We start from the raw sequence: 24820 nt of genomic DNA on the forward strand, positions 1-24820 counted from the left end.
CGCCGCGCCGCACGACCCTCCCCACCCCCTGGAGAACCATGTTCCGCTGGACCCTGCACGGCGACGGCCGCACCATCGCCCCCGACGCGATCGTCCGGCCCGAGGAGCGGCTGGCCTGGCCGCTGACCATCGGGATCGGCGCCCAGCACGTGATCGCCATGTTCGGTGCCACCTTCCTGGTGCCGCTGATCACCGGCTTCCCACCCTCGACCACGCTGCTGTTCTCCGGTATCGGCACCCTGCTGTTCCTGACCATCACCCGCAACAAGGTGCCCAGCTACCTGGGCTCCTCCTTCGCCTTCATCGCCCCGATCACCGCCTCCACCCAGGCCGACTCGATGGGCGCCGCGCTCGGCGGCATCATGGTCACCGGCGTGCTGCTGGCACTGCTGGGGCTCCTGGTCCAGAAGGTCGGCACCGGGTGGATCTCGGTGCTCATGCCCCCGGTGGTGATGGGGTCGATCGTCGCCCTGATCGGGCTGAATCTCGTGCCCACGACGTATGAGAACAACTTCTCGCAGTCCCCGCTCACGGCCACCTTGACCCTGCTCGCGATCATCCTGTGCACCGCCCTGTTCCGCGGCCTGCTGGGCCGTATCAGCGTGCTGGTCGGCGTCGTGGCGGGGTACGCGATCGCCGTGCTGCGCGGGGAGGTCGACTTCACGCCCGTGCAGGAGGCCGCCTGGTTCGGGCTGCCCGAGTTCCATCACCCGGAGTTCAACCTCGGCCTGCTGCCGATCTTCCTGCCCGTGATCGTGGTGCTGCTGGCCGAGAACGTCGGGCATGTGACCAGCGTCGGGACCATGACCGGCAAGAACCTCGACCACATGGTGGGCCGCACGCTCACGGCCGACGGCCTGGCCACAGCGCTCTCCGCCGGCTTCGGCGGCTCACCGACCACGACCTACGGCGAGAACATCGGCGTGATGAGCGCGACCCGCGTCTACTCCACCGCCGCGTACTGGGTCGCGGGCCTGGTGGCGATCGGGCTGGCCATGTCGCCCAAGATCGGTGCCGTCATCAACACGATCCCGCCGGGAGTGCTCGGCGGAGTCACCTTCGTGCTGTACGGGCTGATCGCGATCGTCGGCTTCCGCATGTGGATCGACGGCAGGGTCGACTTCTCCCGGCCCAGGAACCAGCTGACCGCGGGCGTCGCTCTGGTGATCGCGATCGCGGATCTGCACTGGGAGATCGGCGGGTTCGCCTTCACCGGTATCGCCCTGGGCACCGTGGCCGCCCTCGCCATCTATCACGGGATGCGCCAGCTCGGCCGTCTGACCGGCACCGAGAGGGTCACCGAGCCCGCCGAGGCGGTCGCCCTCGACAGCGCGGGCTGAGACCCGGCGCCGCCCTGCTCAGCCGTCCGCAGCGGCTGCGGTCAGCAGCGAGAAGAGGTCCTTGGGATCGTCGGGATCGGCGATCACGTCGATCCAGCTCAGCAGGTCGGTGCCCTGCGTCGCCTCCTGGGCGCAGCGCAGCGCCGAGAAGTCCGCGAGCGCGAAGCCGACGGAGTCGAAGACGGTGATCTCCGCATCGTCGGCCCGGCCCGCAGCCTCCCCGGCGAGCACCTCCCACAGCTCGGTGACCTCGAAGTCCTCGGGCAGCTGCTGGATCTCTCCCTCGATGCGGGTCTGCGGGGCGTACTCCACCACCACCCGGGCCGCCTCGAGGATCCCCGGATCCAGCTCGGTCTTGCCCGGGCAGTCACCGCCGATCGCGTTCACGTGCACCCCGGGCCGCACCTGGTCGCGGCGCAGCACCGCGGCACGGGCCTTGTCGGCGGTGCAGGTCGTGATCACGTCGGCCCCGGCGATCGCCTCGTCCACCGACTCGGCCAGGTGCACCGTGATGCCGAGCGGCTCGAGGTTGCGCCGCACCTTCTCCATCGCCGACTGGTCCACGTCGAACACCCGCAGCTGATCGATCCCGAGCACGGCCCGGAAGGCGAGCGCCTGGAACTCCGCCTGCGACCCGGCCCCCAGCATCGCGTGCACCCGGGCCCCGGTGCGGACGAGCTCGCGGGCCGCCAGCGCCGACAGCGCCGCGGTGCGCAGCGCGGTCAGCAGGGTCATCTCGGCGAAGAAGATCGGGTACCCGTTGTCCATATCGGCGAGCACCCCGAAGGCGGTGACCGTCTGCAGCCCGCGCGCCGGGTTCAGCGGGTGGCCGTTGACGTACTTGAAGGCGTACAGCTCCCCGTCGGTGATCGGCATCAGCTCGACCACGCCGTACGGCGTGTGGCTGGCCACGCGGGGGATCTTCTCGAAGGAGTCCCAGCGGCTCAGATCCTCCTCGAGGACCCGGACCATGCTGGTCAGGACGTTCTCCGTGCCGTCGCGCTGGATCCAGCGGCTCATACCGGGCACATCGAGCAGATGGGGCATCGTCGTCATCTCCCGTCGGTGGGCGCGTCATCGCGCAGAGGGTCGAGGAGTCGGTGTGTCGGGGGTCTCTCCCGGCTCCAGGATAGGCCCGGAACGCGAACCGGGCGGGTCGACCGGAGAAATGCCGGTCGACCCGCCCGTCGGGGTGGTGCTGTCGTGGCTCAGAAGAAGCCGAGCTTGTTCTCCGAGTAGCTGACCAGCATGTTCTTGGTCTGCTGGTAGTGGTCGAGCATCATCAGGTGGTTCTCGCGGCCGATGCCGGAGGACTTGTACCCGCCGAACGCGGAGTGCGCCGGGTAGGAGTGGTAGTTGTTCACCCAGACCCGGCCCGCCTGGATCGCCCGACCGGCACGGTAGATGGTGTTCTGCTGCCGGCTCCACACGCCCGAGCCGAGCCCGTACAAGGTGTCGTTGGCGATCGAGATCGCCTGGTCGTAGTCGCTGAAGCGGGTCAGGGCCAGCACCGGGCCGAAGATCTCCTCCTGGAAGATGCGCATCGAGTTCTCGCCCTCGAACACGGTGGGCGTCACGTAGTAGCCGCCGGAGAGGTGGCCGCCGAGGTCGGCGCGCTCACCACCGGTGAGCAGCTTCGCGCCCTCCTGCTTCCCGATGTCGAGGTAGGAGAGGATCTTCTCGAGCTGATCGTTGCTGGCCTGTGCACCGATCATGGTGTCGGTATTCAGCGGGTCACCCTGCTTCGTGGCCTCGACCCGGGCGATGCCGTCGGCGACGAAGCCGTCGTAGATCGACTCCTGCACCAGCGCGCGCGAGGGGCAGGTGCACACCTCGCCCTGGTTCAGGGAGAACATCGCGAAGCCCTCGAGAGCCTTGTCGTAGAAATTGTCCTTCTGCGCAGCGACGTCCTCGAAGAAGATGTTCGGGCTCTTGCCACCCAGCTCCAGGGTCACCGGGATCAGGTTCTGCGAGGCGTACTGCATGATCAGGCGGCCGGTGGTGGTCTCGCCGGTGAAGGCGATCTTCGCGATCCGCTGGTTCGAGGCCAGCGGTTTGCCGGCCTCGGCCCCGAAGCCGTTGACGATGTTGAGCACGCCGTCCGGCAGCAGGTCACCGATCAGCTCGGCGAGCACCAGGATCGAGGCCGGGGTCTGTTCGGCGGGCTTGAGCACCACGCAGTTGCCGGCCGCGAGCGCGGGGGCCAGCTTCCAGGTGGCCATGAGGATCGGGAAGTTCCAGGGGATGATCTGCCCGACCACGCCGAGCGGTTCGTGGAAATGGTAGGCGACCGTGTCGTCGTCGATCTGGGAGAGCGCGCCCTCCTGCGCCCGGATCGCACCGGCGAAGTAGCGGAAGTGATCCGCCGCCAGCGGCAGGTCCGCGTTCAGGCACTCCCGGATCGGCTTGCCGTTGTCCCAGGTCTCGGCGACGGCGAGGAGTTCGAGGTTCTCCTCGATGCGGTCAGCGATCTTGTTGAGCATCACCGCACGCTCGGCGACCGAGGTCTTCCCCCAGGCGGGTGCCGCGGCGTGGGCGGCGTCCAGCGCCACCTCGATGTCCTCGGCGGTGGAGCGGGCGACCTCGGTGAAGATCTCGCCGGTCACGGGGGACGGGTTCTCGAAGTACTCGCCCTTGACGGGCGGGACCCACTGGCCGCCGATGAAGTTCTCGTAGCGGGGCTTGAAGCTGACCTTCGCGCCCTCGGTGCCGGGGCGTGCGTAGACAGTCATGGCGTTCCTTTCGCTGCGGTGCGGGGCCGACGACGTCGTCGGCTCCATCGCACCGTAACCCAGGTCACGTTGCACGGACGTTGCGCGGGGCCGACGGGGTCAGTCGCTCTCCCCGCGAAGCGCACGGGCCCTCGCGACCGCGGCCGACCGTTCCGGGGCGTCGGCCGGGGCGAACTCGAGGATCGCCATCAGCACTTCGAGGTCGTCCTCCACCTCGGGCCGCTGCGCGTAGCGCCACAGCTGGGCGGTGGTGCCTCTCTCCAGCAGCAGTTCGCGCAGGTGGGCCCCCATTCGTCGGCCCCACCGGCGGATCGCCGGAGCCTCTGAACCCGTCAGCAGGTCACCGGAGCAGTGCGTGAGGGCGGCGGCCACGTCACCGCGTTCGAGGGCTGCTCGGGCGCGCTGCAGATCGCTGTCGACCGGCCCCAGCAGACGGTACGGACGCGACGCGATCTCCAGGCCGGGGACGGCGGAGAGCACCTTGCGCAGCCGCACGACCTCCGCGCGCACCGTGCCCTCGGCGGTCGTGCTCCCGTGCAGCTGCTCCGCCAGCTCTCCGCCGCTGATGCCGTCCGGGTTCAGATGCAGCAGGGTGAGCAGCTCGGCGTGCCGGCCGCTGAGCTCGATGCTGCTCGCTCCCTGGCGCAGCAGCGGGGTGCGGCTCCCGGTGAGCAGCAGCTCCGCCGGGGCGGTGGGGGAGCGGGGGAGGATCCGTGGCCGGGAGGTGGCGCTCCCTGCGAGCTCTGCGGCACTGATGGGCAGCCGTGAGCGCAGCTCCTCCTGCACCGCCCGGGCAGTGGCCTCGAGCAGCGGCAGCACCAGCGGGGAGACCGCTTCGGCGCTGCCGGTGACGTCCAGGACCCCGAGGGTCTCCTGCGTGTGCGGGTGCAGCACCGGGACCGCACTGCAGCTCCAGGGGTGGACGGCCTCGTGGAAATGCTCGGCGCCGACCACCTGCATCGACGAGGCAGTGGTCAGCGCGAGAGCAGGGGCGGAGGTGCCCATGACGGATTCGGACCAGTCGGCGCCGGCGGCGAAGCCCATGTCATCCGCGCGGGAGATCAGCTGGGGCCGGCCCTCGACCCACAGCAGTCGTCCGTCCGCATCGCCGAGGGCGACCATCAGCCCGGCCTCGACGGCCGGATCGATCAGCCGGGAGCGCAGCAGCGGCAGCACGACGGAGAACAGGTGGCTGCGGCGCGCTTCGGTGAGGCTGCCGCCCTCGAGCGCGACCCCGGTGCGGGCGGTGCCGGCGGGCAGGGCGGCGAGCGAACGGCGCCACGAGGCGAGCACCGGCGGGCGGATCAGGCTCCCGTCGCCGCGCAGCTCGGCGTCCGCCCGCAGGTCCTCATGGGCGCGCAGCAGTCGCGCCTGATAGGCGGAGTCCGTCGGTGACCAGCGGGTGGCGGTCATCCGGACGTGCTCACGGGGGCCGGTGCGGAAGGGCATGCGTTGATCACGATCCACCTCGTCGTCGCTCGCGTCACAGCTGAGCTGACCGTACCCCGCGCGCGCGGGCGAGGCAACGGCGCCGAACCGTCCCGCTATACCGCGGCCGGGGCTGCCGAGGTGCGGGTATTCGGGCTCGAGCTGGGCAGCTGGGGCGAGACCTCCGCCTGCCGCGGAGACAGGTGGATCCCGGCGAGCATGCAGCGCACTGAGCCGCCGGCCGCCTCGATCGTGGGCACGGGCACGGTGAGGATCGGGCTGGAGCGCTCGATCCGGCGGCGCTGCGTGGGCGTGAGCTGCGTAGCGGCCTGCGTCGACATCACCAGGAACCGGCCCTGGCGTCCGAGCACCTCGAGGCAGTTGCCGAGGAAGCCGTGCACCTGGGCCTCGGAGAGCTCCACGACCTCCCGGCCGCCGACCCGCAGTGAGTCCAGCACCTGGTCCCGTCGGGCGGAATCCCGGATCATCTCCGCACCGATCAGCGCGACCTCGGTCCCCACGCTCATCAGCACGTTCGTGTGGTAAACGGGCACCCCGGCCGCGTCGGACGCATCGAACAGCACCGGCTGGTACCCGAGGTCGGCACATGCCGCCCTGAACAGGTCCGGGTCCGCGCGACGGGAGCGGCAGGCATAGGCGATGCGCGCGACATGATCCAGCACCATCGCTCCGGTGCCCTCGAGGAACCGGTTCTCCTGCTCGGCGCCCGAGTAGTCGATCACCCGGTGCACGGCGAAGTGCTCGCGGAGGTGCTCGACGACGTCATCGCGTCGCTCCGTCCGGCGGTTCACGGCGTACATCGGGTAGAGCGCGAGGGTGCCGTCACCGTGCGTGGACAGCCAGTTGTTGGGGAACACGCTGTCGGGAGTCGTGGTGCCCTCGTCGTCGATGACGGTGACCCCCACCCCGGCGGTGTCCAGCACCTCGGCCAGGCCCGTCACCTCCGCCGCCGCCCGGCTCGCGATCTCCGCGGCAGGGGCGTCCAGGAGATGCTGGAAGGCGTTGTCGGCCGCCGTCTGCGGGTTCGGGTGGAAGTGGTGGGGGCGGACGAGGACGACGTGCGAAGGCGCCTGCCCGGTCATCTCAGCTCACCGGTGCCAGGACGTCGACCAGGGAGAACAGGTCCTTGGGGTCATCGGGCTGGGCGACCAGGTCCACCTCGTCCTGCAAGGCGCTGCCGGCAGTGGCATCCCGGGCGCAGCGCAGGGCGGCGAAGTCGGAGATCGCGAAGCCGACGGAGTCGAACAGGGTGATCTGCTCGGGGCTGGTGCGCCCCGCGGCGGCTCCGGTGAGCACCTCCCACAGCTCGGTGACCGGGAAGTCGGCAGCCATCTGCTGGATCTCGCCCTCGATGCGGGTCTGCGGCGTGAACTCGACGAACACCCCGGCCTGCTCGAGGATCCGGGCGTCCAGCTCGGTCTTGCCGGGGCAGTCGCCGCCGATCGCGTTCAGATGCACGCCGGGACGCACCTGCGAGACGTCCAGGATGGTGTTCTCGGCCTTGTCCGCGGTGCAAGTGGTGATGATGTCGGCGCCCGTCACCGCATCGTCGACCGAGGTCGCGGCGTGAACCCGGAAACCGAGCGGCTCCAGGTTCCGGCGCACCTTCTCGATCGCGTCGGGATCGATGTCGAAGACCCGCAGATCCTCGATGCCGAGCACCCCGCGGAAGGCCATCGCCTGGAACTCGGACTGCGACCCGGCCCCGATCAGGGCAAGGGTGCGGGAGTCGGGGCGGGCCAGCACCTTCGCGGCCATCGCGGAGGCCGCAGCGGTGCGCAGCGCGGTCAGCAGGGTCATCTCCGCGAGGAACGTCGGGTAGCCGTTGTCGACGTCGGCGAGGACGCCGAAGGCGGTGACGGTCTGGAAGCCGCGGGCCGGGTTCGAGGGATGACCGTTCACGTACTTGAAGGAGTACAGCTCGCCGTCCGAGGTGGGCATCAGCTCGATCACGCCGAGTGGGGTGTGGCTGGCGATCCGGGGGGTCTTGTCGAACTTCTCCCAGCGGCGGAAGTCCTGCTCCAGGTACTCGGTCATGCGCACCAGGATCTTCTCCGCGCCGTCGCGCCGGATCCATCGGGCCATGTTCGCGACATCGAGCAGCTGGGTCATCGTCTCGCCTCCTGGGTGCGGGGCCGGACGGGAGCGCCGGCACTGGTGCTTCCAGCCTAGAGTTCGCAGATGGCAGGCGGAATGGCGAAAATGCAGAAGTTCTGCCAAGTGTGGGCGCGTTCTGTGCAGCCGGTATTAGCATGATGTGCATGGAGCGCCTGACAGACCTCGACGAACGCCTGCTCGCCGCCCTGCGCAACGACGGCCGGGCCCCGATCGCGACCCTCGCCACCCGGCTGGGGGTGTCCCGGGCGACGATCACCAGTCGGATCGACAAGCTCACCGCCGCCGGGGTGATCGTCGGCTTCACCGTGCGGGTGCGGGACTACGCCGAGGCCTCGACCGTGCGCGCCACCTCGTTCATCGAGGTCGAGGGCCGCAGCACCGACCGCGTCATCGCCCACCTGCGCGGCTTCCCCGAGATCCAGTCCCTGCACACCACCAACGGCGGCTGGGACCTGGTGGCCGAGATCGCCTGCACCGACCTGCCGGCCTTCGATGACGTGCTGCGCCGGCTCCGCTCGATCGACGGCGTCGTCAACAGCGAGACCAGCCTGCTGCTGAGCTCCGTGCTGCGCTGAGGGCCGCGCACGCTCCCGGAGGTGGGATCCGGCGACGTGCTCCTGACGCGTGGACCCCGACAGGTCAGTTCTGAGGGCGCTCGTTGAACTGGAGCTTGTGCCCGTCAGGTGCTTCCACGGTCGCGTAGGTCCCCCACGGCTCGTAGGTCACGTCCGACGTCGTGGCACCTCGCGCTCTGAGCTGCTCGACGGTCACGGCCACATCGTCAGCGGCGAACGTCAAGAACGCGCCCTCACCGGGTCGCTTGTCGAAGGCTTCCGCGGCAGCCAGCACGATGGAGGTCTGTGCGCCTGAGGGCTTCACCTCGAGCCACCGCGACCCCTCGTTCATTTCGGCGTCCATGATGACCTCGAAGCCCAGGGTGTCTCGGTAGAACTCCAGGGCTGTGTCCTGATTGCTGACGTAGAGGATGGCGGAGGCGACTGACGTGATCATGTGCGAACGCTACGCGGCCTTCGGCGAGATCCACCACCGAGGTCGGACCCGACGCGACACGCCCGCCCAGACCGCCGATATCCCCCGTTCGTGGAGGGGATCGGTGGTGTGGACGGGCGTGTCGACAAGGGGCGGTGCGGCGTGAGCGGGCGGGCTCCAGTCAGCCGCGCCGGGCTCGGGCGACCATAGCTGTCCCGAGGCCGAGGGTCAGGACGAGGATCGCCGCCAGCGGCAGCAGCTCGGCACCGGTGCGCGCGAGCGGGCCGCCCGATCGTGCTGCCTCGGCGTCATCGGAGGATCCGTCGCCCGAGCCATTCGCCCCGGCCTGTCCGTCCGTCGACGCGGAGCCGGTGGAGCCGTCGCCCCCTGCGTCGTCATCGCCGCTGGGCTCCTGGGGAGCCGCCGAGTCGGACGGGTCGGAAGGAGTGGAGGGGCCCGACGGGTCGCCGGAATCCTCCCCGGACCCGCCCGGCTCCTCGGGCGAACCGGCTTGCGGGGCCACGAACACCGCGACGGTCTGTGCGGGCACGGTGACCGTCCCGGTCCCGGCATCCCAGCTCGCACCCTTGACGACCTCGTCGGCGCCGCCTGCCTGCACCTCGTGCAGCTGGTAATCGAGCCCGGCCATGCCGTCGATCGCCTCGCTGATCGGCTCGCCGGAGGCGTTGAACACTGTCACCACACCGTCCAGCGACGGGTCCACGTCGGCCCCGACGGTGTCGTCGATCCGCATCACCAGTAATCCCGCCGTCGCCTCCGGCCCCGCATTCGGGAAGCTCACCTTCTGGTGGATCAGGTCCGCGTCACCGAGGGTGAACAACGGCGAGGAGGAGCGCAGACGCAGCAGATCCAGGGTGACCTCGCTGGAGAACCCGATGTCCTCCGGGGCGGGATTCTTCGTCGGGTCCTCGAGCATCGGGGTCATCAGATCCCAGGCCTCGCCGTTCTTCTCCTCCGGCGGGAGTCCCTCGCCGAAGCCGCCCGTCTGCTGCGTCCAGTCGATCGTGTTGAAGTGGTCGCCGGAGTCATAGCTGTCGCGGTCCAGCGACTTCGAGCGCAGCAGATCCGTGCCGCCCGCCCAGAACGAGGGGGACTGACCCAGCGTGACGGTGGCCAGCGACAGCGTGTTCATCCGTACCCGCACATCCATCGGGGCGTCCTGCGGGAGCTTCCAGACGTTCATGTCCCACAGCGCCTCGTTGTCATGCGCGTCGACGTAGTTCACGGTCTCCTCGGGCTGGGTGGCGTACCCGGCCGGGGCTCCGTTGTAGTCGAGCTGGTCGCCGCGCACCACCTCGCCCGAGGAGCTCGGCAGCTCGAAGTCGGCGAGGTTCCCGGCCATCCCCAGGCGGATCAGGTCGGTGCGGTGGCGCAGATCGCTGCGCTGCTCCTGGGGGCCGGCCTCCGAGAACCCGTTCGGCATCGTCGCGAGCCCATTGCCGAAGCCCTGCATGGTGCGCTTGTCGGTGTCGAAGGGACTGCCTCCGTGGACAGCGTCCCGCAGCCGGTCGTTGAAGGTGCCGATCGAGGTGCCGCCCAGCTGGCCCTGCGTGGCCTGGGTGAAGCGAGCGTCGTCCGCGACCTCGCCGAAGTTCCAGCCCTCGCCGTAGAGGTAGATGCTCGTCCCGTCCACCCCGTCGGCCTCGAGGGTGAGGCCATCCAGCGCCTCGCGCACAGCGAGCATGTTCTCCACCGAGTGGTGGCCCATGAGGTCGAAGCGGAATCCGTCCACGTGGTACTGGCGGGCCCACATCACGGTCGAGTCGACCATGAGCTTCTGGCTCATCGCGTTCTCGGTCGCGATGTTCGAGCAGCAGGTCGAGTTCTCGACCGTGCCCTCGAGGCTGAGCCGGTGGTAGTAGCCGGGCACGATCCGGTCCAGCACGGACGTCGCGGCCTGGCCGTGCGCGGCAGTGTGGTTGTACACCTGATCCAGCACCACCTGCAGACCCATGTCGTGCAGCTCGCCCACCATGGAGCGGAACTCCCTGGTGCGCTCGCCACCGATCTGGTGGCCCTCGGTCGCATAGGAGCCCTCGGGGCTCATGAAGTGGAAGGGGTCGTAGCCCCAGTTGTACGCGTCCTGGTCGGCGACGGCGATGACGGCCGCCTGCTGCTCGGTCGAGGCCGGCCCGGCGTCGGCCGGGATCTCGGGCTCGACCTGCGCGTTCCGGTCCTCCTCGATGGTGGCGATGTCGAAGGTGGGCAGCAGGTGCACCGTGGTCATGCCCGCCTCGGCGAGCTCGGTCAGACGCGCCGAGCCGGTCGAGTCCGGATGGCCGAAGGCCGCGTAGCTGCCGCGCACGGACCCGGGCAGGGCCTCGTCCCCGGCGGAGAAGTCCCGCAGGTGCAGCTCGTAGATCGTCTGGTCGGCGAACTGCTCGACCACAGGGGCGGGGGTGTCGGTCCAGACCTCCGGCGCCCAGCGCGGATCGCTCAGGTCCAGCACCACCGAGTGCTGCGAGTTCAGAGTCAGTCCCACCGAGTAGGGGTCGGTGACGGTGCTGGTCGTGACCTCGCCGAGCTCGGGCACGAACACCTCGACAGTGAAGGTGTAGGCCTGGTCGAGCCAGTCCTCGCTGCCGACGGCGCTCCAGACGCCGTCCTCGCCGCGCTCCATCGCGACCTCGGTCGGGGCGGCGGTTCTCCTTGCCGCGTCCGCGGCCGGGCCGTGCAGCTGCAGCGTCACGCTCTTCGCCGTCGGCGCCCACAGTGACAGGGTGGGAACAGCGCCGTCCCAGCTCACGCCGAGGTCCTGGGCGGAGGCGCCCTCGGCGTAGAGCGCGTCGAGCACGCCGGCGACCTGCAGCCCGGTGAGCACCTCGATGCCGTCCGGGCCGTGCTGGACCACGGTCAGCTCACCGCGCAGCGCCTCCACCAGCACGGAGCGGTCCAGCTCCGGCAGGTCGAGCGCGAGGAAGTCCTTCAAGTGCGCGCGGCCCTCCAGCTCGGCGGCGTCCAAGGGCCCGTCACGCAGGGTCAGGTCGCCCAGACTGATGCCGCCGGTGACGGCGCCGCCCTCGACCGCGATCCCGCCCTCGGGCGCGGTGAACAGCTCCCAGCGGGTGTCCGCACCCTCGGTGACGAGATTCGTGGGCCAGGCGATGGTGCCGGCGTCCACGAAGTGGCCGAGCTGCTTGCCGGTGCCCTCGATCTGTGAGGCGGAGGCCTCGATCGTGAGCAGATGGGTCGCCTGGTCGTAGGTGAAGGTCACCAGTTCACCGTCCTCGGTGGAGAAGGAGTGGTTCGCGCCGTCACGGGCACCGTCCACTCCGTAGTTCTCATCCCAGGATCCTCCGTGGGCGGCCTTGAGCTCGTAGGACCCGCCGGGGATCGCGTCGGTGGTGAAGGTATAGATGCCGTCGCCGTCCGGATCCTGCATCCACGTGGCTAGGCAGTCGGGCATCCAGTCCTCGGGGCAGCCCAGCGCCGCGTTGAACGACCCGGGCAGGGTGACCAGCGGTCCCTGGCTGCTGTTCTGCACGACATGGGTGGCCGGGTCGTACCAGAAGGTGAGCGGTCCACCCTCGTGATGGTAGGTGAGGTCGTCGCCGCCGGGCACGCCGCCGGCGCCGTAGTTCTCGTCCCAGCTGCCGCCGACCGCGACCTTGTATGCGTGATCGCCAGCCGGGATGTCGAAGGTCCCGGTGTACTTCCCGGAGACCGCATCGAGGGTGAGCTGGGCGGCTTCACAGTCGGGCGTCCAGTCCCCGGAGCAGCCCATCGCGGCATTGTGCGAGCCGGGCACGGTCACGGAGTCCGCATCGATCCCGTCCGCGCCCTCGCCGGGGCCAGCAGCGGAGAGGTCCGCGCCGACGACGGCGGTGGTGGAGTCGGCGACCCGGTTCCCGGCCGCGTCGGTGGAGACCGCGCGGTACTCGATCAGGGTGCCGGCCGGCAGGGCGCCGACGTCGTGGAAGACGCGCGGGGTAGCGTCCTCCGCGGTGCCGAGCGCCGTCCAGGCGACCTCCCCGGCGAGGCGGTAGCTGAAGGCGGTCTCCGCCCAGCGATCCGCCGTGACCTGCGCGCTGATCGGGGCGAGGCCCTCGACCTTCCCACCGTCGACCGGGGTCAGGGCGAGTGCCTGCGCGTCACCGGCGGCGGCCACGGGCGCATCGGCGACCAGCACCACGGCGCCGAGGGAGGGCACAGTGAGCTCGACGGTCCCGTCGGCCGCGGCGGTCACCGCGGAATGGTCGCCATACAGCGAGGAAAAGCTCGCGCCCGGGGTGAGGGTGGTGAGCGTGACGGTGCGCGCCTCGGGAGCGTTGTTCAGTGCCACCAGGTGCTCGATCTTCTCGTCACGGTCCACCCGGGCGACGGCGTAGACACCGGCGCCGTCCTCGGCGTACAGCTCGATCTGTGCGCCGGTGGCGAGCGCAGGCGTGCTGGAGCGCAGGTTCGCCAGCTCGCTGATCAGCGGATACAGCTGGGTGCCGGTGGCGAAGTGCGCTCCGTCGCCGTAGGGGCTGCCGTCGATGAGGGTGTCGTCGAGATAGGACGGCACCTGGCTGGCGAACATCGACTGGCGGGCGTCCTTGTCGTTGCCATCGCCGACGAAGCCCTGCTCGTCGCCGTAGTAGATCACCGGCTGGCCGCGGGTGAGCAGCATCGTCTGGTGCGCGAAGGCGGTGCGCTCGGCGAGCCGGTCGGAACCGGACAGCAGGTTCCCGATACGGCCCATGTCGTGGTTGCCCACGAAGGTGGGCAGGTCCGCGGCGGAGGAGTCCGCCGTCGTGTAGTAGTCGTCGGCCGCGAACAGGCCCGACATGCCCTGCGCGGTGTAGCCCTTGGCCCAGTTCGCGGCGGAGGACTGGAAGGCGAAGTCGAGCACCGAGTCCATCTCGGTCTCGCGCACGTAGGGGGAGAGCTTCTGCGCGTCGGCGTCGTACACCTCGCCGAAGGTGAAGAACTGCTCGCCCGCCGGGGTCGCGCCCTGGTGCTCGACCAGGGTGTCGGTGAAGGACTGCCAGAACGGGAAGTCCACGTGCTTGGCGGTGTCGATGCGGAATCCGTCGATCCCGAAGTCCATCCAGGTGGTGTAGATGTCCTCCATCGTCGCGAGCACTCGAGGGTCCTCGGTCATGAGGTCGTCCAGGCCGTCGAAGTCGCCGAAGGTGACGGACTCGCCCTCCCACGTCGAGTTGCCGCGGTTGTGGTACATCGTCACGTCGTTCAGCGCCTCGGGCACCATCCGCGGCTGCTCTGCGGGGCGCACCGGCGTGTAGGGGAACGAGCTCGCCGGATCCATCGCCGGGAAGTCTGCGGACTGCGCCAGCGCGGTGACGTCCACCGGGCTCCCGTCCGCGTCGAGGTAGGGGGAGGTCGTCTGGTCGACGTAGTCGTACTGCCCCTCCTCGTAGTCGATGAGATCGGCGGTGTGGTTGGTGATGATGTCGAAGTAGACCTTGATGCCGCGCGAGTGGGCGTCCTCGATCAGCGCCTTGAGCTCCTCATTGGTGCCCAGATGCGGATCGATGGTGGTGAAGTCGGTGACCCAGTACCCGTGGTAGCCGGCGCTTGCGCCCTCGCCCTCGCCCTGGACGGGGTTGTTGGTGAAGGAGGGGGTGAGCCAGATCGAGGTCATCCCCAGGCCCTCGATGTAGTCGAGCTTCTCGTGCAGCCCGGCGATGTCGCCGCCCTGGTAGAAGCCCTTGTCGGTGGGGTCGAAGCCGTTCTCGAGACGGTCGCCCTCGATGCCGCCGGTGTCGTTGGAGGGGTCGCCGTTGGCGAACCGGTCGGTGAGCACGAAGTAGAAGATCTCGCCGCCTCCCGGGTGGCGGTAGGGGGCGTCGGCCAGCTCGGCGTCCTCCTCGGAGTACTCACCGCCCTGCTCGGCCAGTGCGACCGAGAGCCGGGAGGTCTCCTCGTCGAAGCGGAAGGTCACGCGGGCGGGGGCGGCGACGGCCAGCGGGATGTTCTCCTCGCCGCCGTCCAGGCCGTACGCCTGGTCCCAGGTGCCGCCGATCGCGGTCTTGAGCTCGAACTGCCCGGTGGGGATCTCGAAGGTGGACTCCCACTGCCCGGCCACGTCGGTGGGTGCGAGGGCGGTCGCCTCGCAGGCGGGATCCCAGTCCGTCTCGCAGCCCAGCTCGTCCTGCAGGGAACCGGTGAGCACCGGCTGGCTCGGGCCGACGGCATGGACCAGCGGGGCGGTGCCGAGGATCGTCGCCGTCGCCATGAGCAGCGCGGTGAGCACCGCCAGCAGACGGGAGGGGGCGGGGGAACGGGTGAGCTGAGCAGGCTGGGGGACCGGCATGCGGGGACTCCTTCGTCCGGGCACAGGCGTCGGTGGGAGCCGACCGCGCAGGGCGCGCAGGGGCCGACGAGGGTCGGCCATTCTGCAAGAACTTTCATCGAGCCCGCCACGGCTGTGCGGCGAACACCACTTCCACCGTAGGCAAAGCAGGTCACATGCTCAAGGGGGTCGACGAAACCTGCAAGAACTTTCAGTCTTGTCGGCACCTATCGCAGTGGGCGTCCGGAGCGAAGTCAGAGCTCCCGGCGGTCAGAGCACCAGGACTTCAGGCGCTGTGGCGAGGGTCGCCGCCGTGGTGAGCACGGCGTACCCCGTCAGCACCGTGCACAGCAGCCATTCGCGCGCGCTGCCGGCGTCACCCAGCACCGGCACCGCGAGGTCCCCGCTGCGCTGCCAGAGCGGGGAGGCGAACCGCTTCGGGGGCGTGAACGTCAGCGGCCAGGTGGGGAAGGGGATCCCGTCGGTGGTGAGCAGATCGCCGACCAGGTGGGTCAGCGTGCCGACGGCCACCGCTGCCGGCAGCCAGATCGAGGTGTCCGGGGCGGTGGCCGCGACGACCAGCCCGGCGATGAGGCCCACCACCCAGGGCAGCAGCCGTCCCGCGACCGTCTTCAGCGCCCTGGCTCCGAGCGCGCACAGGATCGTGACCAGCAGCGCAGCGCCGGCTTCGATCTCGCCGAGCACGGGCACCCGCACCTGCCAGTCGAGGCTGTTGACGACCGCAGCCAGGGCGGTGAAGACGACGACGGCAAGCAAGGTGTGGGTCGCCCCGCGATGCCTGGCCGCCCGGCTGACGGTGCGGGTGAGCATCCTGGTGAGCAGGCCCCCGGAGCGGGAGATGGTGGCGCTGGGGTGGTCGATGTCCGGCAGCAGGGCGGCACCGGTGGCGACCACGGCCCCGGCGAGCACCTGCCCGGAGCTGAGGTCCCACAGCCCGAGACCTGCCTCGTGCCCGCGCACGGTGGCGGTGCCGGCCAGGGCCATCCAGGCGGCGGTGCCGCTGATCGCGTGATGTCCGCCCATCATGGGCATCGTCCTCCTCGGGAGCCGGTCTGTGCAGCCTCACCAGGGAAGGGAGCGGACGAAGCCGCCGGTGGGACGCGGGACGTCGCCGGGGGAGGAGGGCCGCAGGGAAGACTACCGGCGGGTCATGACTGCCGACCGCCCGCTCACGCGGTCACCGCCGCCAGCAGCTCGAGCACGTGGCGGTAGCTCTTCCCGGTCGCGGCCTGCATCCCCAGCTCGCAGGTGCGGTTCGCGGAGACGTACCAGTCCGTCTCCCGCCGGGCGACCTCGGCCGCCTCGGCGGCGGTGGCCGAGGCGGTCAGCTCCGGATGCAGCATGCCGCGGTCGCCGGCGTAGCCGCAGCATCCCCAGTCCACCGGCACCACGACCTCCGCGGCGCAGGCCTCTGCGATCGCGACCAGGTCGTCCGTCGCTCCGAGATGGGTGGTCGAGCAGGTGGGATGCACGGTGACGGATCCGGCGCGCTCGCCGATCTCGAGCCGGTCCAGCAGGTGGCGTCGCACGAAGGTGATCGCATCGACCACTGCGACGTCGGTGCCCGCCATCGCCTCGAGGATCCCCTCGGTGCAGCTGGCGGCATCGACGACCACGGGCAGCCGCCCGTCGTCGCTCGCCGCCAGGAGCGTGGTGCGCACCTTCTCGTGCATCCGCTCCTTCGCCGCGGTCATGCCCTTGGAGGAGAACGGGGTGCCGCAGCAGAGCGAGGCGGCGTCGTCGGGCACCGCGAGCCGCATCCCGGCGCGCTGGGCGAGCAGGTTCAGCGCGGCGGGGACCCCGGCGGCGGCGCCCTCGTCCGCGGTCCCGCATCCGCAGTTCCCACCGCAGTCGCCGCTGCCTGCCCGGCGCGGCTCCTCCGCGGCGCCGAACATGGTGTGCACGCAGGCCGGCAGGTACACGGCGGCGACGTCGGCTGAGGCCCGTCCCCGTCCGCCGGCGAGCCGCACCGGTCCTCCCCGGCGCGGCAGCTCGGGCCGGTACTGCGGCACCGCCTCGGCGCCCAGCAGGGCCCGGCCCACGTCGGTCGCGGCGCGCGGCAGCACCGCCGGCACCGCCCCCGCCGCACCCATCGCGGCCGATGCCCCCGGGTCAGCAGATCCCAGCTCCCGGCCGCCGCCGACCACGCCGCATTCGGGGCGGCGGTCGCCTCCTCGGCCCGCAGCCGTCGCACCAGGTCACCGGTGTCGATGTCGACGGGGCAGGCGGTCACGCACATCCCGTCGACCGCGCAGGTCTGCAGCCCCTCGTACTCGTACGCCTCCCGGATGGCGCGCGCCGTGGCGAGGTCGCCGCGCTGCTCGGCGAGGTTCGCATCCCGGCGCAGCACGATCCGCTGCCGCGGGGTCAGGGTGAGGTCCTTGCTGGGGCATACCGGTTCGCAGTAGCCGCACTCCACGCAGCGATCCGCCTCCTCCTCGATGGCGATCACCGGCTTCAGATCGCGCATATGCGCGGAGGGATCATCGGTGAGCACCACCCCCGGATTCAGGATCCCGGCCGGATCCACCAGCGCCTTGATCTCCCGCATCACCCCGTACAGCTCCGACCCGTACTGCCGCTGGACGAACGGTGCCATCATCCGCCCCGTGCCGTGCTCGGCCTTGAGGTTCCCGCCGTGGCCCAGCACCAGGGAGACCATGTCCTCGGTGAACGCCTCGAGCCGGTCCCCGCCGCCCCCGAGATGCTCGTTCAGCAGGAAGTGGATGTTGCCGTCCTTCGCGTGCCCGAAGATCACCGACTCGTCGTAGCCGTGCCGGTCGAACAGGCCCTGCAGCCCCTGGCAGGTCGCCTCGAGCTCCGGCACCGGCACCGCCACGTCCTCGAGCAGCGCGGTGGATCCTGCCGGTCGCGCCCCGGCGATCGCCGCATACAGCCCCTTGCGGGTGGTCCACATCGCGGTGCGACGGGACGCCTCGGTGGTCATGTCGAAGGGGGCGGCGAGGTCGAGCGAGGCGGCGAGGGAGGAGGCGTCGGCCGACTTCTGGGCGAGCACCTCGCCCTCGTCGGCCCGATGCTCGACCAGCAGCGCCGCGTGGCCCTGGACCGCGAGCCCGAGAATCTCCTGCGGGGCGCCGGTGAGGGACTGCGCGACGATCAGCGAGCGGGCGTCCATCAGCTCCGCGGTCGCGAACCCTGCCCCCACCACCTCGGGCAGGGCGGCGGTCGCAGCGGTGAGGGAGGGCAGCACCAGCAGTCCGGTGGCGATGTGCTTCTGGATCGCGACGGTGCGGAAGGTGGCGGAGGAGACGAAGGCGAGCGTCCCCTCGGAGCCGACCACCAGGTGGGCGAGCACCTCGGCCGGGGTCTCGAAGTCCAGCAGCGCGTTGATCCCGTAGCCCATGGTGTTCTTCAGCGCGAAGCGCTCCCGGATGATGCGGGTCGCCGCCGCATCGTCCCGCACCCGCCGCATCAGCCGCAGCAGCCCCTCGTGGAGCGCGGGCTCCTCGCGCCGCAGGCGGGCATCCGCATCCGGTGCAGAGGTGTCCACGACGGTCCCGGAGGGCAGCACGAACCGCAGCGACTCCAGGGTGCGATACGAGTTCTCGGCGATCCCCGCCGCCATGCCCGAGGAGTTGTTCGCGATCACCCCGCCGATCGTGCACGCGATCTCGGAGGCCGGATCCGGGCCGAGGCGCCGCCCGTGCCGCAGCAGATGCGCATTGACCTGCCGCAGCGTCGCCCCGGGACCCACCCGCACGCGCTCGCCCGCATCGAGCACCTCGATCCGGCGGAAGTGGCGGCGCACATCGGCCAGCACCGAGTCCGACTGCGCCTGCCCGGACAGGCTCGTCCCGCCGGAGCGGAAGGTCAGCGGCCGACGGTCCAGCGTCGCCTGCCGCAGCAGCGCCACCACCTCGGCCTCGTCGGCGGGCGCGGTCACCGCCTCCGGCAGCAGCAGGTAGTGGGAGGCGTCGTGAGCGAGGGTGTGCCGGGCGACGACATCGGTGTCCAGCAGCGGCGGAACGGTCATGCCCCACGGTATCCCGGCAGGGAGAGGGGTCTGCGGGCTGTACCGTCGGGGGCGTGACGAGCGCACTGACCACGTACCTCGACCGACTCACCACCGCACTGTCCACCGCGACGACACCCGAGCTGCCCGACGCGGTGTCCCCGGATCGGGGCATCACCGGCGATGTGGAGACCCAGGGCGACATCCCCGACCTCTCCTTCCTCTCCGGGGCCGAGGAGAACCATCTCGGGGTCGCGGTCTGCGACATCGACGGGGAGATCACCGGCGCCGGCACCGACCACGAGTTCCCGATGCAGTCGATCTCGAAGGCCTTCGCCTACGGGGCGGCGATCGACCTGCACGGCATGGACTACGTCGACACCATCGTGGACGAGGAGCCCTCGGGGGAGGAGTTCAACGCCCTCAGCCTCGACCCGGTCACCAAGAAGCCGAAGAACCCGCTGGTCAACATCGGCGCGATCCGCACTCACGCGATGCTGGGCACCACCAAGGACGAGCGCACGCAGCGCCTGCGCGCGGTGCTCGACGCCGCCGCCGGCAGACCGCTGGAGCCCCATCGCGAGACCTGGCAGGAGGAGCTCAAGAGTGCGGACCGCAACCTGGCGCTGGCCTACATCCTCCGCGCCGCCGGCTCCATGACCGAGGACGCCACCGACGTAGTCGGCGGTTACATCGAGGGCTGCGCGGTGCTCACCTCCGTCACCGACCTCGCCGTGATGGCCGCGACCCTGGCCTCCGGCGGCACCAATCCGCTCACCGGGGAGAAGGTCTTCTCTCGGGTCGCCGCTCGCCAGGTGCTCTCGGTGATGCTCACCTGCGGGATGTACGACAACGCCGGTGACTGGGTCAGCGACGTGGGCCTGCCCGCGAAGTCCGGGGTGGGCGGCGGGATCATCGCCGCCCTGCCCTCCCGCTTCGGGGTGGCCAGCTACGCCCCGCAGCTGGACCTGCACGGCAACTCCGTGCGCGGCACCCTCTTCTTCGAACGGCTCAGCACCGACTTCGCCCTGCACATGCTCGACGGGGTGGAGCCCCGGGATCTTGAGGAGTGCGCGCAGGAGCTGATGGAGGTCGGCACGCACCCGTGAGGCGCCGCGGCGCACTGCTCACGCCGGCGGCAGCACGTACACGATGTCCTCGCCCTCGACAGAGGCCGGCCCGGGCACGGCGGTCAGGAGCATGACGGTGTCCTGGATCGCCTCGAAGGACCGGCGATGGGGCGGCATCTCGTGGAGCGTGCCGCTCTGGAGCACGAACGGCTCGGCGGCATCGACGCGGATCGCCCCGCGCAGGATGTAGAGCGTTCCCGGCACCTGGGAGTCATGCTCCTGGAAGCGCACCCCCTCGCGCAGCGCGATCACGGTCTGCTGCAGCGGACCGGTGCGCACCAGGTGATGCGTGTAGTGGCCGTCCGCAGCCTCTCGGGCACGGTCGATGGCAAGGGTGATGACGTTGGTCAGAGCAACCATGGCGAACTCCTCTGTCCGGGTCCTTCAGCATGTGCCAGCGCCGGGGGAAGGTCAATGCCGGGGGCGGCGCGGGTCCGGCGGGCGCCGCCTCGGTGTCGGTAGACTTCCCACCATGAGTTCCCCCTCGAGCAACGACCTGGTCCGCCGCCCCTTCGAGGGCCTGCCCCATGAGCAGGACCTGGTGGCGATGCGCCAGCTGATCCCGGCGGCGACCATGGCCGCGAAGACCACCGCCGAGTACGGCGCCCTCGATGTCGAGATCGCGACCATCCTGCCGATGGCCTGGCCCGCCGTGCGCCGCACCGACGGCTCCGTCACCGTCGGCATCCAGGCCGGCTACCCGGGCGGCGACCTCTCCCGCGGGATCGGCCAGGCGATCAAGCTCGCCGCCGCCCTCGAGCCCGGCAGCCCCATCACCACGGTGACCCTCGACGAGGACGCCCCGCGCCTGCAAGACATCCTCGATCTGGACGGTCCCTTCGAGATCCAGGTGCAGGACACCTTCGAGTTCTGGCTCGACCCCAGCGCCGAGCGCACCGGCGAGATCGAGGCCGCGATCTCCCAGGCCAACGACTCGATCATGCCCACCCGTGCGGTGCAGGGCCTGCCCCACGCCTACTGGGTCGACGCCGGTGCGAAGGAGCACCTGCGCTGGGTGCTGGACGCCGACGAGGAGAAGGTGATCGATGCGGTCACCCGCCTCCACGCCCGTCGTGAGTCCGCCATCGGAGAGGGCACCAAGTACGTCGGCTCCTTCCGTGCCGAGGGCCTCACCATCCCGGTGTGGGACCTGCCCAAGGGCTGCGGCGCCGAGGGGGTCGAGGCCGAGGCCGAGGCCTTCCGGACCCGCTTCGAGCAGGCGCTGGCCGTGACCGAACCGCTGACCACCCTGGAACGCCGGGCCCGGGGCGGCATCGTGGCGCGACAGGTGACGCTGCGATGAGCACCGCGGGGCCGCTGACGACGCACCGTCCAGCGAGTGTGGCCGTCGTGATCCCCGCCAAGAACGAGGCGGAGCGGATCGAGGCGACCATCGAGTCCGCGCGCCGGATCACGGGGGTGGACCTGGTGGTGGTCGTCGACGACGGCTCCACCGACGCCACCTCTGCCGTCGCGATGGGGGCCGACGCCCTGGTGGTGCGGCACAAGTCCAACCGCGGCAAGGCGGCGGCGATGGCCACCGGCGCGCAGCTGGTCGCGATCCGTGAGGGCGCCGAGAGGGCCGACGGCGGCGAGGACTTCTCCGAGGAGCTGCACGCCGAGCCGAGGGCGCAGGGGCACACCGGTCCGCTGCCGGTGATCGATCCGACGGACGCCGTGCCCCGCGCCCTGCTCTTCCTCGACGCCGACATGACCGACTCCGCCGTCGCTGCGCAGCCGCTGGTGGACGCGGTGCTCGGCGAGGGCGTGGACATGGCGATCGCCCTGCTGCCCCCGCAGGACGGTGCGAGCGGGATGGGCATCGTGGTGCGCACCGCTCGTCGCGGCATCCAGCGCGCCACCGGCTGGGAGCCGACCCAGCCGCTCTCCGGCACCCGCTGCATCACCCGCGAGACCTGGGAGGCCTGCCTCCCGCTCGCCCCCGGCTGGGGTGTGGAGACCTCGCTGACGATCGATGCGCTGACCGCCGGGTTCTGGGTCAAGGAGATCCCGGCACAGCTCCACCACCGCGCCACCGGCAAGGACCTGCGCGGCCAGCTGCATCGGGCCGCCCAGCTGCGCGACGTGGTGCGCGCCCTGGCTCGCAAGCGCCATCTGGCCGCGGATCTCACGGAGCCGGATATCGGCGAGGACGAGCGCTCCACCCTCGAGGATCCGGGGGAGGCCCCGCTGCCTGCCGGCCCCACGGATCACGACGAGGAGAAGACCTGGACCGTCGTCCCCGAGAAGGACGCCGCGGCTGCCGCCGGCCGCGCCGAGGGTCGTCGGGCCACTCTCGCCGACCTCCCTGTCTCCGGCGAGTTCTCCGATGACCAGACGCGGGCGCTGGGCGACGTGGACGTGGACCGCCTCGATGCGCTGCTGCGCGACCTGCCGGTGGAGGGTGACTTCGCCCCGGACGATGTCGTCTACCTCGCCGACATGGATCTCGAGACGCTCGCCGTCCGGCTCCACGACGCCCCGGTCGCAGCCCGCTTCGCCCCGGAGCATGCGGTGATCATCGCCTCCCATCTCGCAGCGGAGGAGCCGACGATCCCGGAATCCCTGCCCACGCCGCTCACCCCCGAGGAGTACACCTCGCTGGTGGTCCATGCCGCGGTGGAGGCGGAGAACGACTGATCAGGCGGAGGTGCGGTCGCGCCGCTCGCTCTCCTCGATCTCGTCGGCCTCCTGCGGAGTGGGCAGCAGCGCCGGCAGGTGGCACAGCCAGATCCCGAGCATCGCCGCGATCAGCACCGGCCCGGTGTCGTTGACCGCGTAGCCGACCCACCCCCCGGCCACCAGTGCGACCCGCACCGGGTAGGAGGCCGGGTGCTCGGCATCCAGCGCCGCGAGCCGTCGCCAGCGCAGCCGGCCCGGCATCAGGATCGCGACCGACGCGAGCACCGCGACCCCCATGAGCACCGCGAGCGCCGGATATCCCGTGATCATCCCGATGTTCTGGGAGAGTTTGCGGACCACCACCGAGACCAGCTCGCCGCTGAGCAGCTCATCGATGAAGCGCCCCAGATGTGTGCGGTCCTCGGCCGGCCGCAGCCAGTCCAGGAAGGACACCCCGAGCACGGCCACCGCGCCGCCCGCCCCGAGCGCGAGCACATGCCACGGCCGCGGACGGATCCCGGAGACCAGCAGCGCCAGCAGCCCGAAAGTGGGGATCGTGGCCAGCATCGAACCGAAGTCCGCACCCATCGACGGGGCGACGCACACGATCGCGACCAGGGAGCCGACGACCACCGTCCACACGGTCCGAGTGCGCGGGGTGCGGACCACCGCGAACAGGCACAGCAGGGCCACCAGCGACGCGGCCAGCACCATCCCGAACAAGTGGTTCGAGAGTCCGTAGAAGCGCCCGCCGGAGATCGGCTGCGCCCCCAGCGGCGAGGACAGCTGGAACCGGGAGCCGGTCGCGGATTCACCGAGGATCAGCAGCGCGACCAGCGCGGCCGAGACGCCCACCGGACCCAGCCGGTGATGCCGCCAGGGACCGGCCAGCACCAGCACGGACAGCACCGCGCAGCCGGCCCAGATCACCCCGGTCAGCGCCAGCGTCGGGCTCTCCGCCCGCCACCACGGCACCAGTGAGGCGAACAGCCCCACCGCGAGCGGCAGCGGCGCGATCGCGGCCAGGGCCCGGCCGACGGCGGCGAGCCGCGGCCGTCGCACCAGGGCCGGGACCAGCAGGACCACGATCCCGATGACGCCGAGCACGAACCACGAGCCGAGCGCGGGGACGGTCGCGGCATCGACCTGGGCCGCGGCCTGCGAGCGGTCCAGCGCCAGCTGCTGCGGATCCGCGTGATCGGTGCCGCGGAACGGCTGGCCGGGGATCAGGCCGTCGGCGCTCGCGCCGTGGGAGGCGAGGATCGTGGGCAGCACGTCGGTGAGCACCACCACCCCGGTCTGCTTGGTGGCGCCGCTGGTGAGGGCCTGCCCGGGGAAGGCCGTGTCGAGTGCGACCTGCAGCCCGACCGTGCGGGAGGCGACCGCTCCGGGCTGCTCGACCGCCTCCGGATGTTCGGGATCCGTCGCCGCGACGGAGACCAGCAGGGTGCGGGGAAGGTCCGAGGCATCGCAGCCGCCGAGCTCGTCCAGCACCGCGCCGACCACAGTATCCAGGGAGGTCAGCGCCTGTTTGCGGGCAGGACCATCGGCGCCGGGGAGCGACGGGGCGGTGACCTGGACGAGGTCTCCCGCGTCGAGGGCGTCGGCGATCTCGGTGTACGCCGTATCGGTCGCGGCATCCGGGTCTCGGGGCTCGTCCAGCTCGAGGGCATTCACCTCCACCCCCAGCTGCTCCCACTGATCCGCGGCCGGGGTGGGAATGCCGCTGGTGCGCGGTGCCTCCTCCGCCAGCCCGCGGTATCCGGAGTGCAGCGTCTCCAGACCCTGCCGCTTCGTGGAGACGACCGTGGTGGAGGTGGTGTTCATGGCACCCGCGCCGGAGCGGTCGGCGAGGCACTGCAGGTGCGGGGTGGTTTCGGGGTCGATGTCCTCCCAGCCGAGTCCCGCCGTCGCGATCACGAGGCGCACGGGGTCGTCGGGCTCGTCGGCGGAGGCGGCAGGCGCACTGGCGAGGAGCAGGGCGCCGAGCAGCAGCGCGAGCAGCACGGCGAGCGATGTTCGACGCACGGGGGCGGACAGATCCTGGAGCACGCCCCGATGCTACGGGGAGGCGGCGGCGGGTTCTGCGGCCTGCGCGGGTCCTCCACCTCACCCTCACCAGAATCACGTGAGCCGCTCCCCGGGGCGTGCAGAGGCGGTCCGGATGCGGTGAGCGCCCCGATGAG

At 70.9% G+C, this 24820-nt stretch carries 17 protein-coding genes; 5 read left to right on the forward strand and 12 right to left on the reverse strand.

The window, feature by feature from the left end; translation table 11 throughout:
- Nucleotides 1-38: 38 nt before the first annotated feature.
- A complete protein-coding gene (locus CFK39_RS11370) occupies nucleotides 39-1340 on the forward strand; it encodes a uracil-xanthine permease family protein (RefSeq protein WP_089065562.1) in 1302 nt (433 codons plus the stop codon).
- Nucleotides 1341-1358: 18 nt separating this feature from the next.
- Here the strand turns inward: CFK39_RS11370 and CFK39_RS11375 are convergent, their stop codons facing one another.
- From CFK39_RS11375 to CFK39_RS11395, 5 genes are all read right to left on the reverse strand, one after another.
- Nucleotides 1359-2387 (reverse strand): ornithine cyclodeaminase, encoded by a 1029-nt coding sequence (locus tag CFK39_RS11375; protein WP_089065563.1) that lies wholly within the window; start codon nucleotides 2385-2387, stop codon nucleotides 1359-1361.
- A gap of 161 nt (nucleotides 2388-2548) precedes the next feature.
- On the reverse strand, nucleotides 2549-4072 hold the full coding sequence (gene adh, locus CFK39_RS11380) for an aldehyde dehydrogenase (protein ID WP_089065564.1): 1524 nt from the start codon (nucleotides 4070-4072) through the stop codon (nucleotides 2549-2551).
- Nucleotides 4073-4171: 99 nt separating this feature from the next.
- The gene (locus CFK39_RS11385) at nucleotides 4172-5521 is read right to left on the reverse strand and encodes a helix-turn-helix domain-containing protein (protein ID WP_245822524.1); all 1350 of its coding nucleotides are present in this window, start codon (nucleotides 5519-5521) and stop codon (nucleotides 4172-4174) included.
- A gap of 95 nt (nucleotides 5522-5616) precedes the next feature.
- Nucleotides 5617-6603, reverse strand: coding sequence for a citrulline utilization hydrolase CtlX (gene ctlX / locus CFK39_RS11390; protein ID WP_089065565.1), 987 nt, complete (start codon nucleotides 6601-6603; stop codon nucleotides 5617-5619).
- Between the two features lies 1 nt (nucleotide 6604).
- Nucleotides 6605-7633 (reverse strand): ornithine cyclodeaminase, encoded by a 1029-nt coding sequence (locus CFK39_RS11395; protein ID WP_089065566.1) that lies wholly within the window; start codon nucleotides 7631-7633, stop codon nucleotides 6605-6607.
- 149 nt (nucleotides 7634-7782) lie between these two features.
- On the opposite strand from CFK39_RS11395, the gene CFK39_RS11400 reads away from it, so the two are divergent.
- Complete coding sequence (locus tag CFK39_RS11400; protein WP_089065567.1) at nucleotides 7783-8214, forward strand: Lrp/AsnC family transcriptional regulator; 432 nt, start codon at nucleotides 7783-7785, stop codon at nucleotides 8212-8214.
- A 64-nt stretch (nucleotides 8215-8278) separates the two neighbouring features.
- Here CFK39_RS11400 and CFK39_RS11405 read toward each other — a convergent pair whose 3' ends face one another.
- The 5 genes from CFK39_RS11405 to CFK39_RS11420 all read right to left on the reverse strand — a co-directional run bounded on the left by CFK39_RS11405 (nucleotide 8279) and on the right by CFK39_RS11420 (nucleotide 18903).
- The gene (locus tag CFK39_RS11405; protein WP_089065568.1) at nucleotides 8279-8650 is read right to left on the reverse strand and encodes a VOC family protein; all 372 of its coding nucleotides are present in this window, start codon (nucleotides 8648-8650) and stop codon (nucleotides 8279-8281) included.
- A 160-nt stretch (nucleotides 8651-8810) separates the two neighbouring features.
- Complete coding sequence (pulA, locus tag CFK39_RS11410; RefSeq protein ID WP_157697151.1) at nucleotides 8811-14909, reverse strand: pullulanase-type alpha-1,6-glucosidase; 6099 nt, start codon at nucleotides 14907-14909, stop codon at nucleotides 8811-8813.
- A 249-nt stretch (nucleotides 14910-15158) separates the two neighbouring features.
- Complete coding sequence (locus tag CFK39_RS11415; protein ID WP_157697152.1) at nucleotides 15159-15935, reverse strand: metal-dependent hydrolase; 777 nt, start codon at nucleotides 15933-15935, stop codon at nucleotides 15159-15161.
- Nucleotides 15936-16078: 143 nt separating this feature from the next.
- Nucleotides 16079-16804 (reverse strand): heterodisulfide reductase-related iron-sulfur binding cluster, encoded by a 726-nt coding sequence (locus tag CFK39_RS16960; protein WP_245822525.1) that lies wholly within the window; start codon nucleotides 16802-16804, stop codon nucleotides 16079-16081.
- Entirely contained in the window at nucleotides 16693-18903 is a 2211-nt protein-coding gene (locus CFK39_RS11420) for an FAD-binding and (Fe-S)-binding domain-containing protein (protein ID WP_245822526.1), read from the reverse strand. Before CFK39_RS11420 ends, CFK39_RS16960 begins: the two co-directional genes overlap by 112 nt.
- 53 nt (nucleotides 18904-18956) lie before the next feature.
- Here CFK39_RS11420 and glsA point away from each other — a divergent pair, with 53 nt between their 5' ends.
- The gene (gene glsA, locus CFK39_RS11425; protein WP_089065570.1) at nucleotides 18957-19991 is read left to right on the forward strand and encodes a glutaminase A; all 1035 of its coding nucleotides are present in this window, start codon (nucleotides 18957-18959) and stop codon (nucleotides 19989-19991) included.
- A gap of 18 nt (nucleotides 19992-20009) precedes the next feature.
- Here the strand turns inward: glsA and CFK39_RS11430 are convergent, their stop codons facing one another.
- Nucleotides 20010-20372, reverse strand: coding sequence for a cupin domain-containing protein (locus CFK39_RS11430; RefSeq protein WP_089065571.1), 363 nt, complete (start codon nucleotides 20370-20372; stop codon nucleotides 20010-20012).
- 112 nt (nucleotides 20373-20484) lie between these two features.
- Between CFK39_RS11430 and CFK39_RS11435 the strand changes: the two genes are divergently transcribed.
- Together CFK39_RS11435 and CFK39_RS11440 are read left to right on the forward strand one after the other, a co-directional pair.
- Entirely contained in the window at nucleotides 20485-21315 is an 831-nt protein-coding gene (locus tag CFK39_RS11435) for a DUF5926 family protein (RefSeq protein WP_089065572.1), read from the forward strand.
- On the forward strand, nucleotides 21312-22652 hold the full coding sequence (locus CFK39_RS11440; protein ID WP_089065573.1) for a glycosyltransferase family 2 protein: 1341 nt from the start codon (nucleotides 21312-21314) through the stop codon (nucleotides 22650-22652). Before CFK39_RS11435 ends, CFK39_RS11440 begins: the two co-directional genes overlap by 4 nt.
- Here CFK39_RS11440 and CFK39_RS11445 read toward each other — a convergent pair whose 3' ends face one another.
- Nucleotides 22653-24686, reverse strand: coding sequence for a hypothetical protein (locus CFK39_RS11445; RefSeq protein ID WP_245822528.1), 2034 nt, complete (start codon nucleotides 24684-24686; stop codon nucleotides 22653-22655).
- Nucleotides 24687-24820 lie beyond the last annotated feature (134 nt).

This window comes from Brachybacterium avium (assembly GCF_002216795.1).
Classification (GTDB): Bacteria; Actinomycetota; Actinomycetes; order Actinomycetales; family Dermabacteraceae; genus Brachybacterium; species Brachybacterium avium.

What these genes read in the sequence shown, in the direction of transcription:
- CFK39_RS11405 (WP_089065568.1), bottom strand. Translation starts at nt 8,650, where the DNA reads ATGATCACGTCAGTCGCCTCCGCCATCCTCTACGTCAGCAATCAGGAC.
- CFK39_RS11395 (WP_089065566.1), bottom strand. Translation starts at nt 7,633, where the DNA reads ATGACCCAGCTGCTCGATGTCGCGAACATGGCCCGATGGATCCGGCGC.
- CFK39_RS11370 (WP_089065562.1), top strand. Translation starts at nt 39, where the DNA reads ATGTTCCGCTGGACCCTGCACGGCGACGGCCGCACCATCGCCCCCGAC.
- CFK39_RS11430 (WP_089065571.1), bottom strand. Translation starts at nt 20,372, where the DNA reads ATGGTTGCTCTGACCAACGTCATCACCCTTGCCATCGACCGTGCCCGA.
- CFK39_RS16960 (WP_245822525.1), bottom strand. Translation starts at nt 16,804, where the DNA reads ATGTTCGGCGCCGCGGAGGAGCCGCGCCGGGCAGGCAGCGGCGACTGC.
- CFK39_RS11415 (WP_157697152.1), bottom strand. Translation starts at nt 15,935, where the DNA reads ATGATGGGCGGACATCACGCGATCAGCGGCACCGCCGCCTGGATGGCC.
- CFK39_RS11420 (WP_245822526.1), bottom strand. Translation starts at nt 18,903, where the DNA reads ATGACCGTTCCGCCGCTGCTGGACACCGATGTCGTCGCCCGGCACACC.
- pulA (WP_157697151.1), bottom strand. Translation starts at nt 14,909, where the DNA reads ATGCCGGTCCCCCAGCCTGCTCAGCTCACCCGTTCCCCCGCCCCCTCC.
- ctlX (WP_089065565.1), bottom strand. Translation starts at nt 6,603, where the DNA reads ATGACCGGGCAGGCGCCTTCGCACGTCGTCCTCGTCCGCCCCCACCAC.
- CFK39_RS11440 (WP_089065573.1), top strand. Translation starts at nt 21,312, where the DNA reads ATGAGCACCGCGGGGCCGCTGACGACGCACCGTCCAGCGAGTGTGGCC.
- CFK39_RS11375 (WP_089065563.1), bottom strand. Translation starts at nt 2,387, where the DNA reads ATGCCCCATCTGCTCGATGTGCCCGGTATGAGCCGCTGGATCCAGCGC.
- CFK39_RS11400 (WP_089065567.1), top strand. Translation starts at nt 7,783, where the DNA reads ATGGAGCGCCTGACAGACCTCGACGAACGCCTGCTCGCCGCCCTGCGC.
- CFK39_RS11435 (WP_089065572.1), top strand. Translation starts at nt 20,485, where the DNA reads ATGAGTTCCCCCTCGAGCAACGACCTGGTCCGCCGCCCCTTCGAGGGC.
- adh (WP_089065564.1), bottom strand. Translation starts at nt 4,072, where the DNA reads ATGACTGTCTACGCACGCCCCGGCACCGAGGGCGCGAAGGTCAGCTTC.
- CFK39_RS11385 (WP_245822524.1), bottom strand. Translation starts at nt 5,521, where the DNA reads ATGCCCTTCCGCACCGGCCCCCGTGAGCACGTCCGGATGACCGCCACC.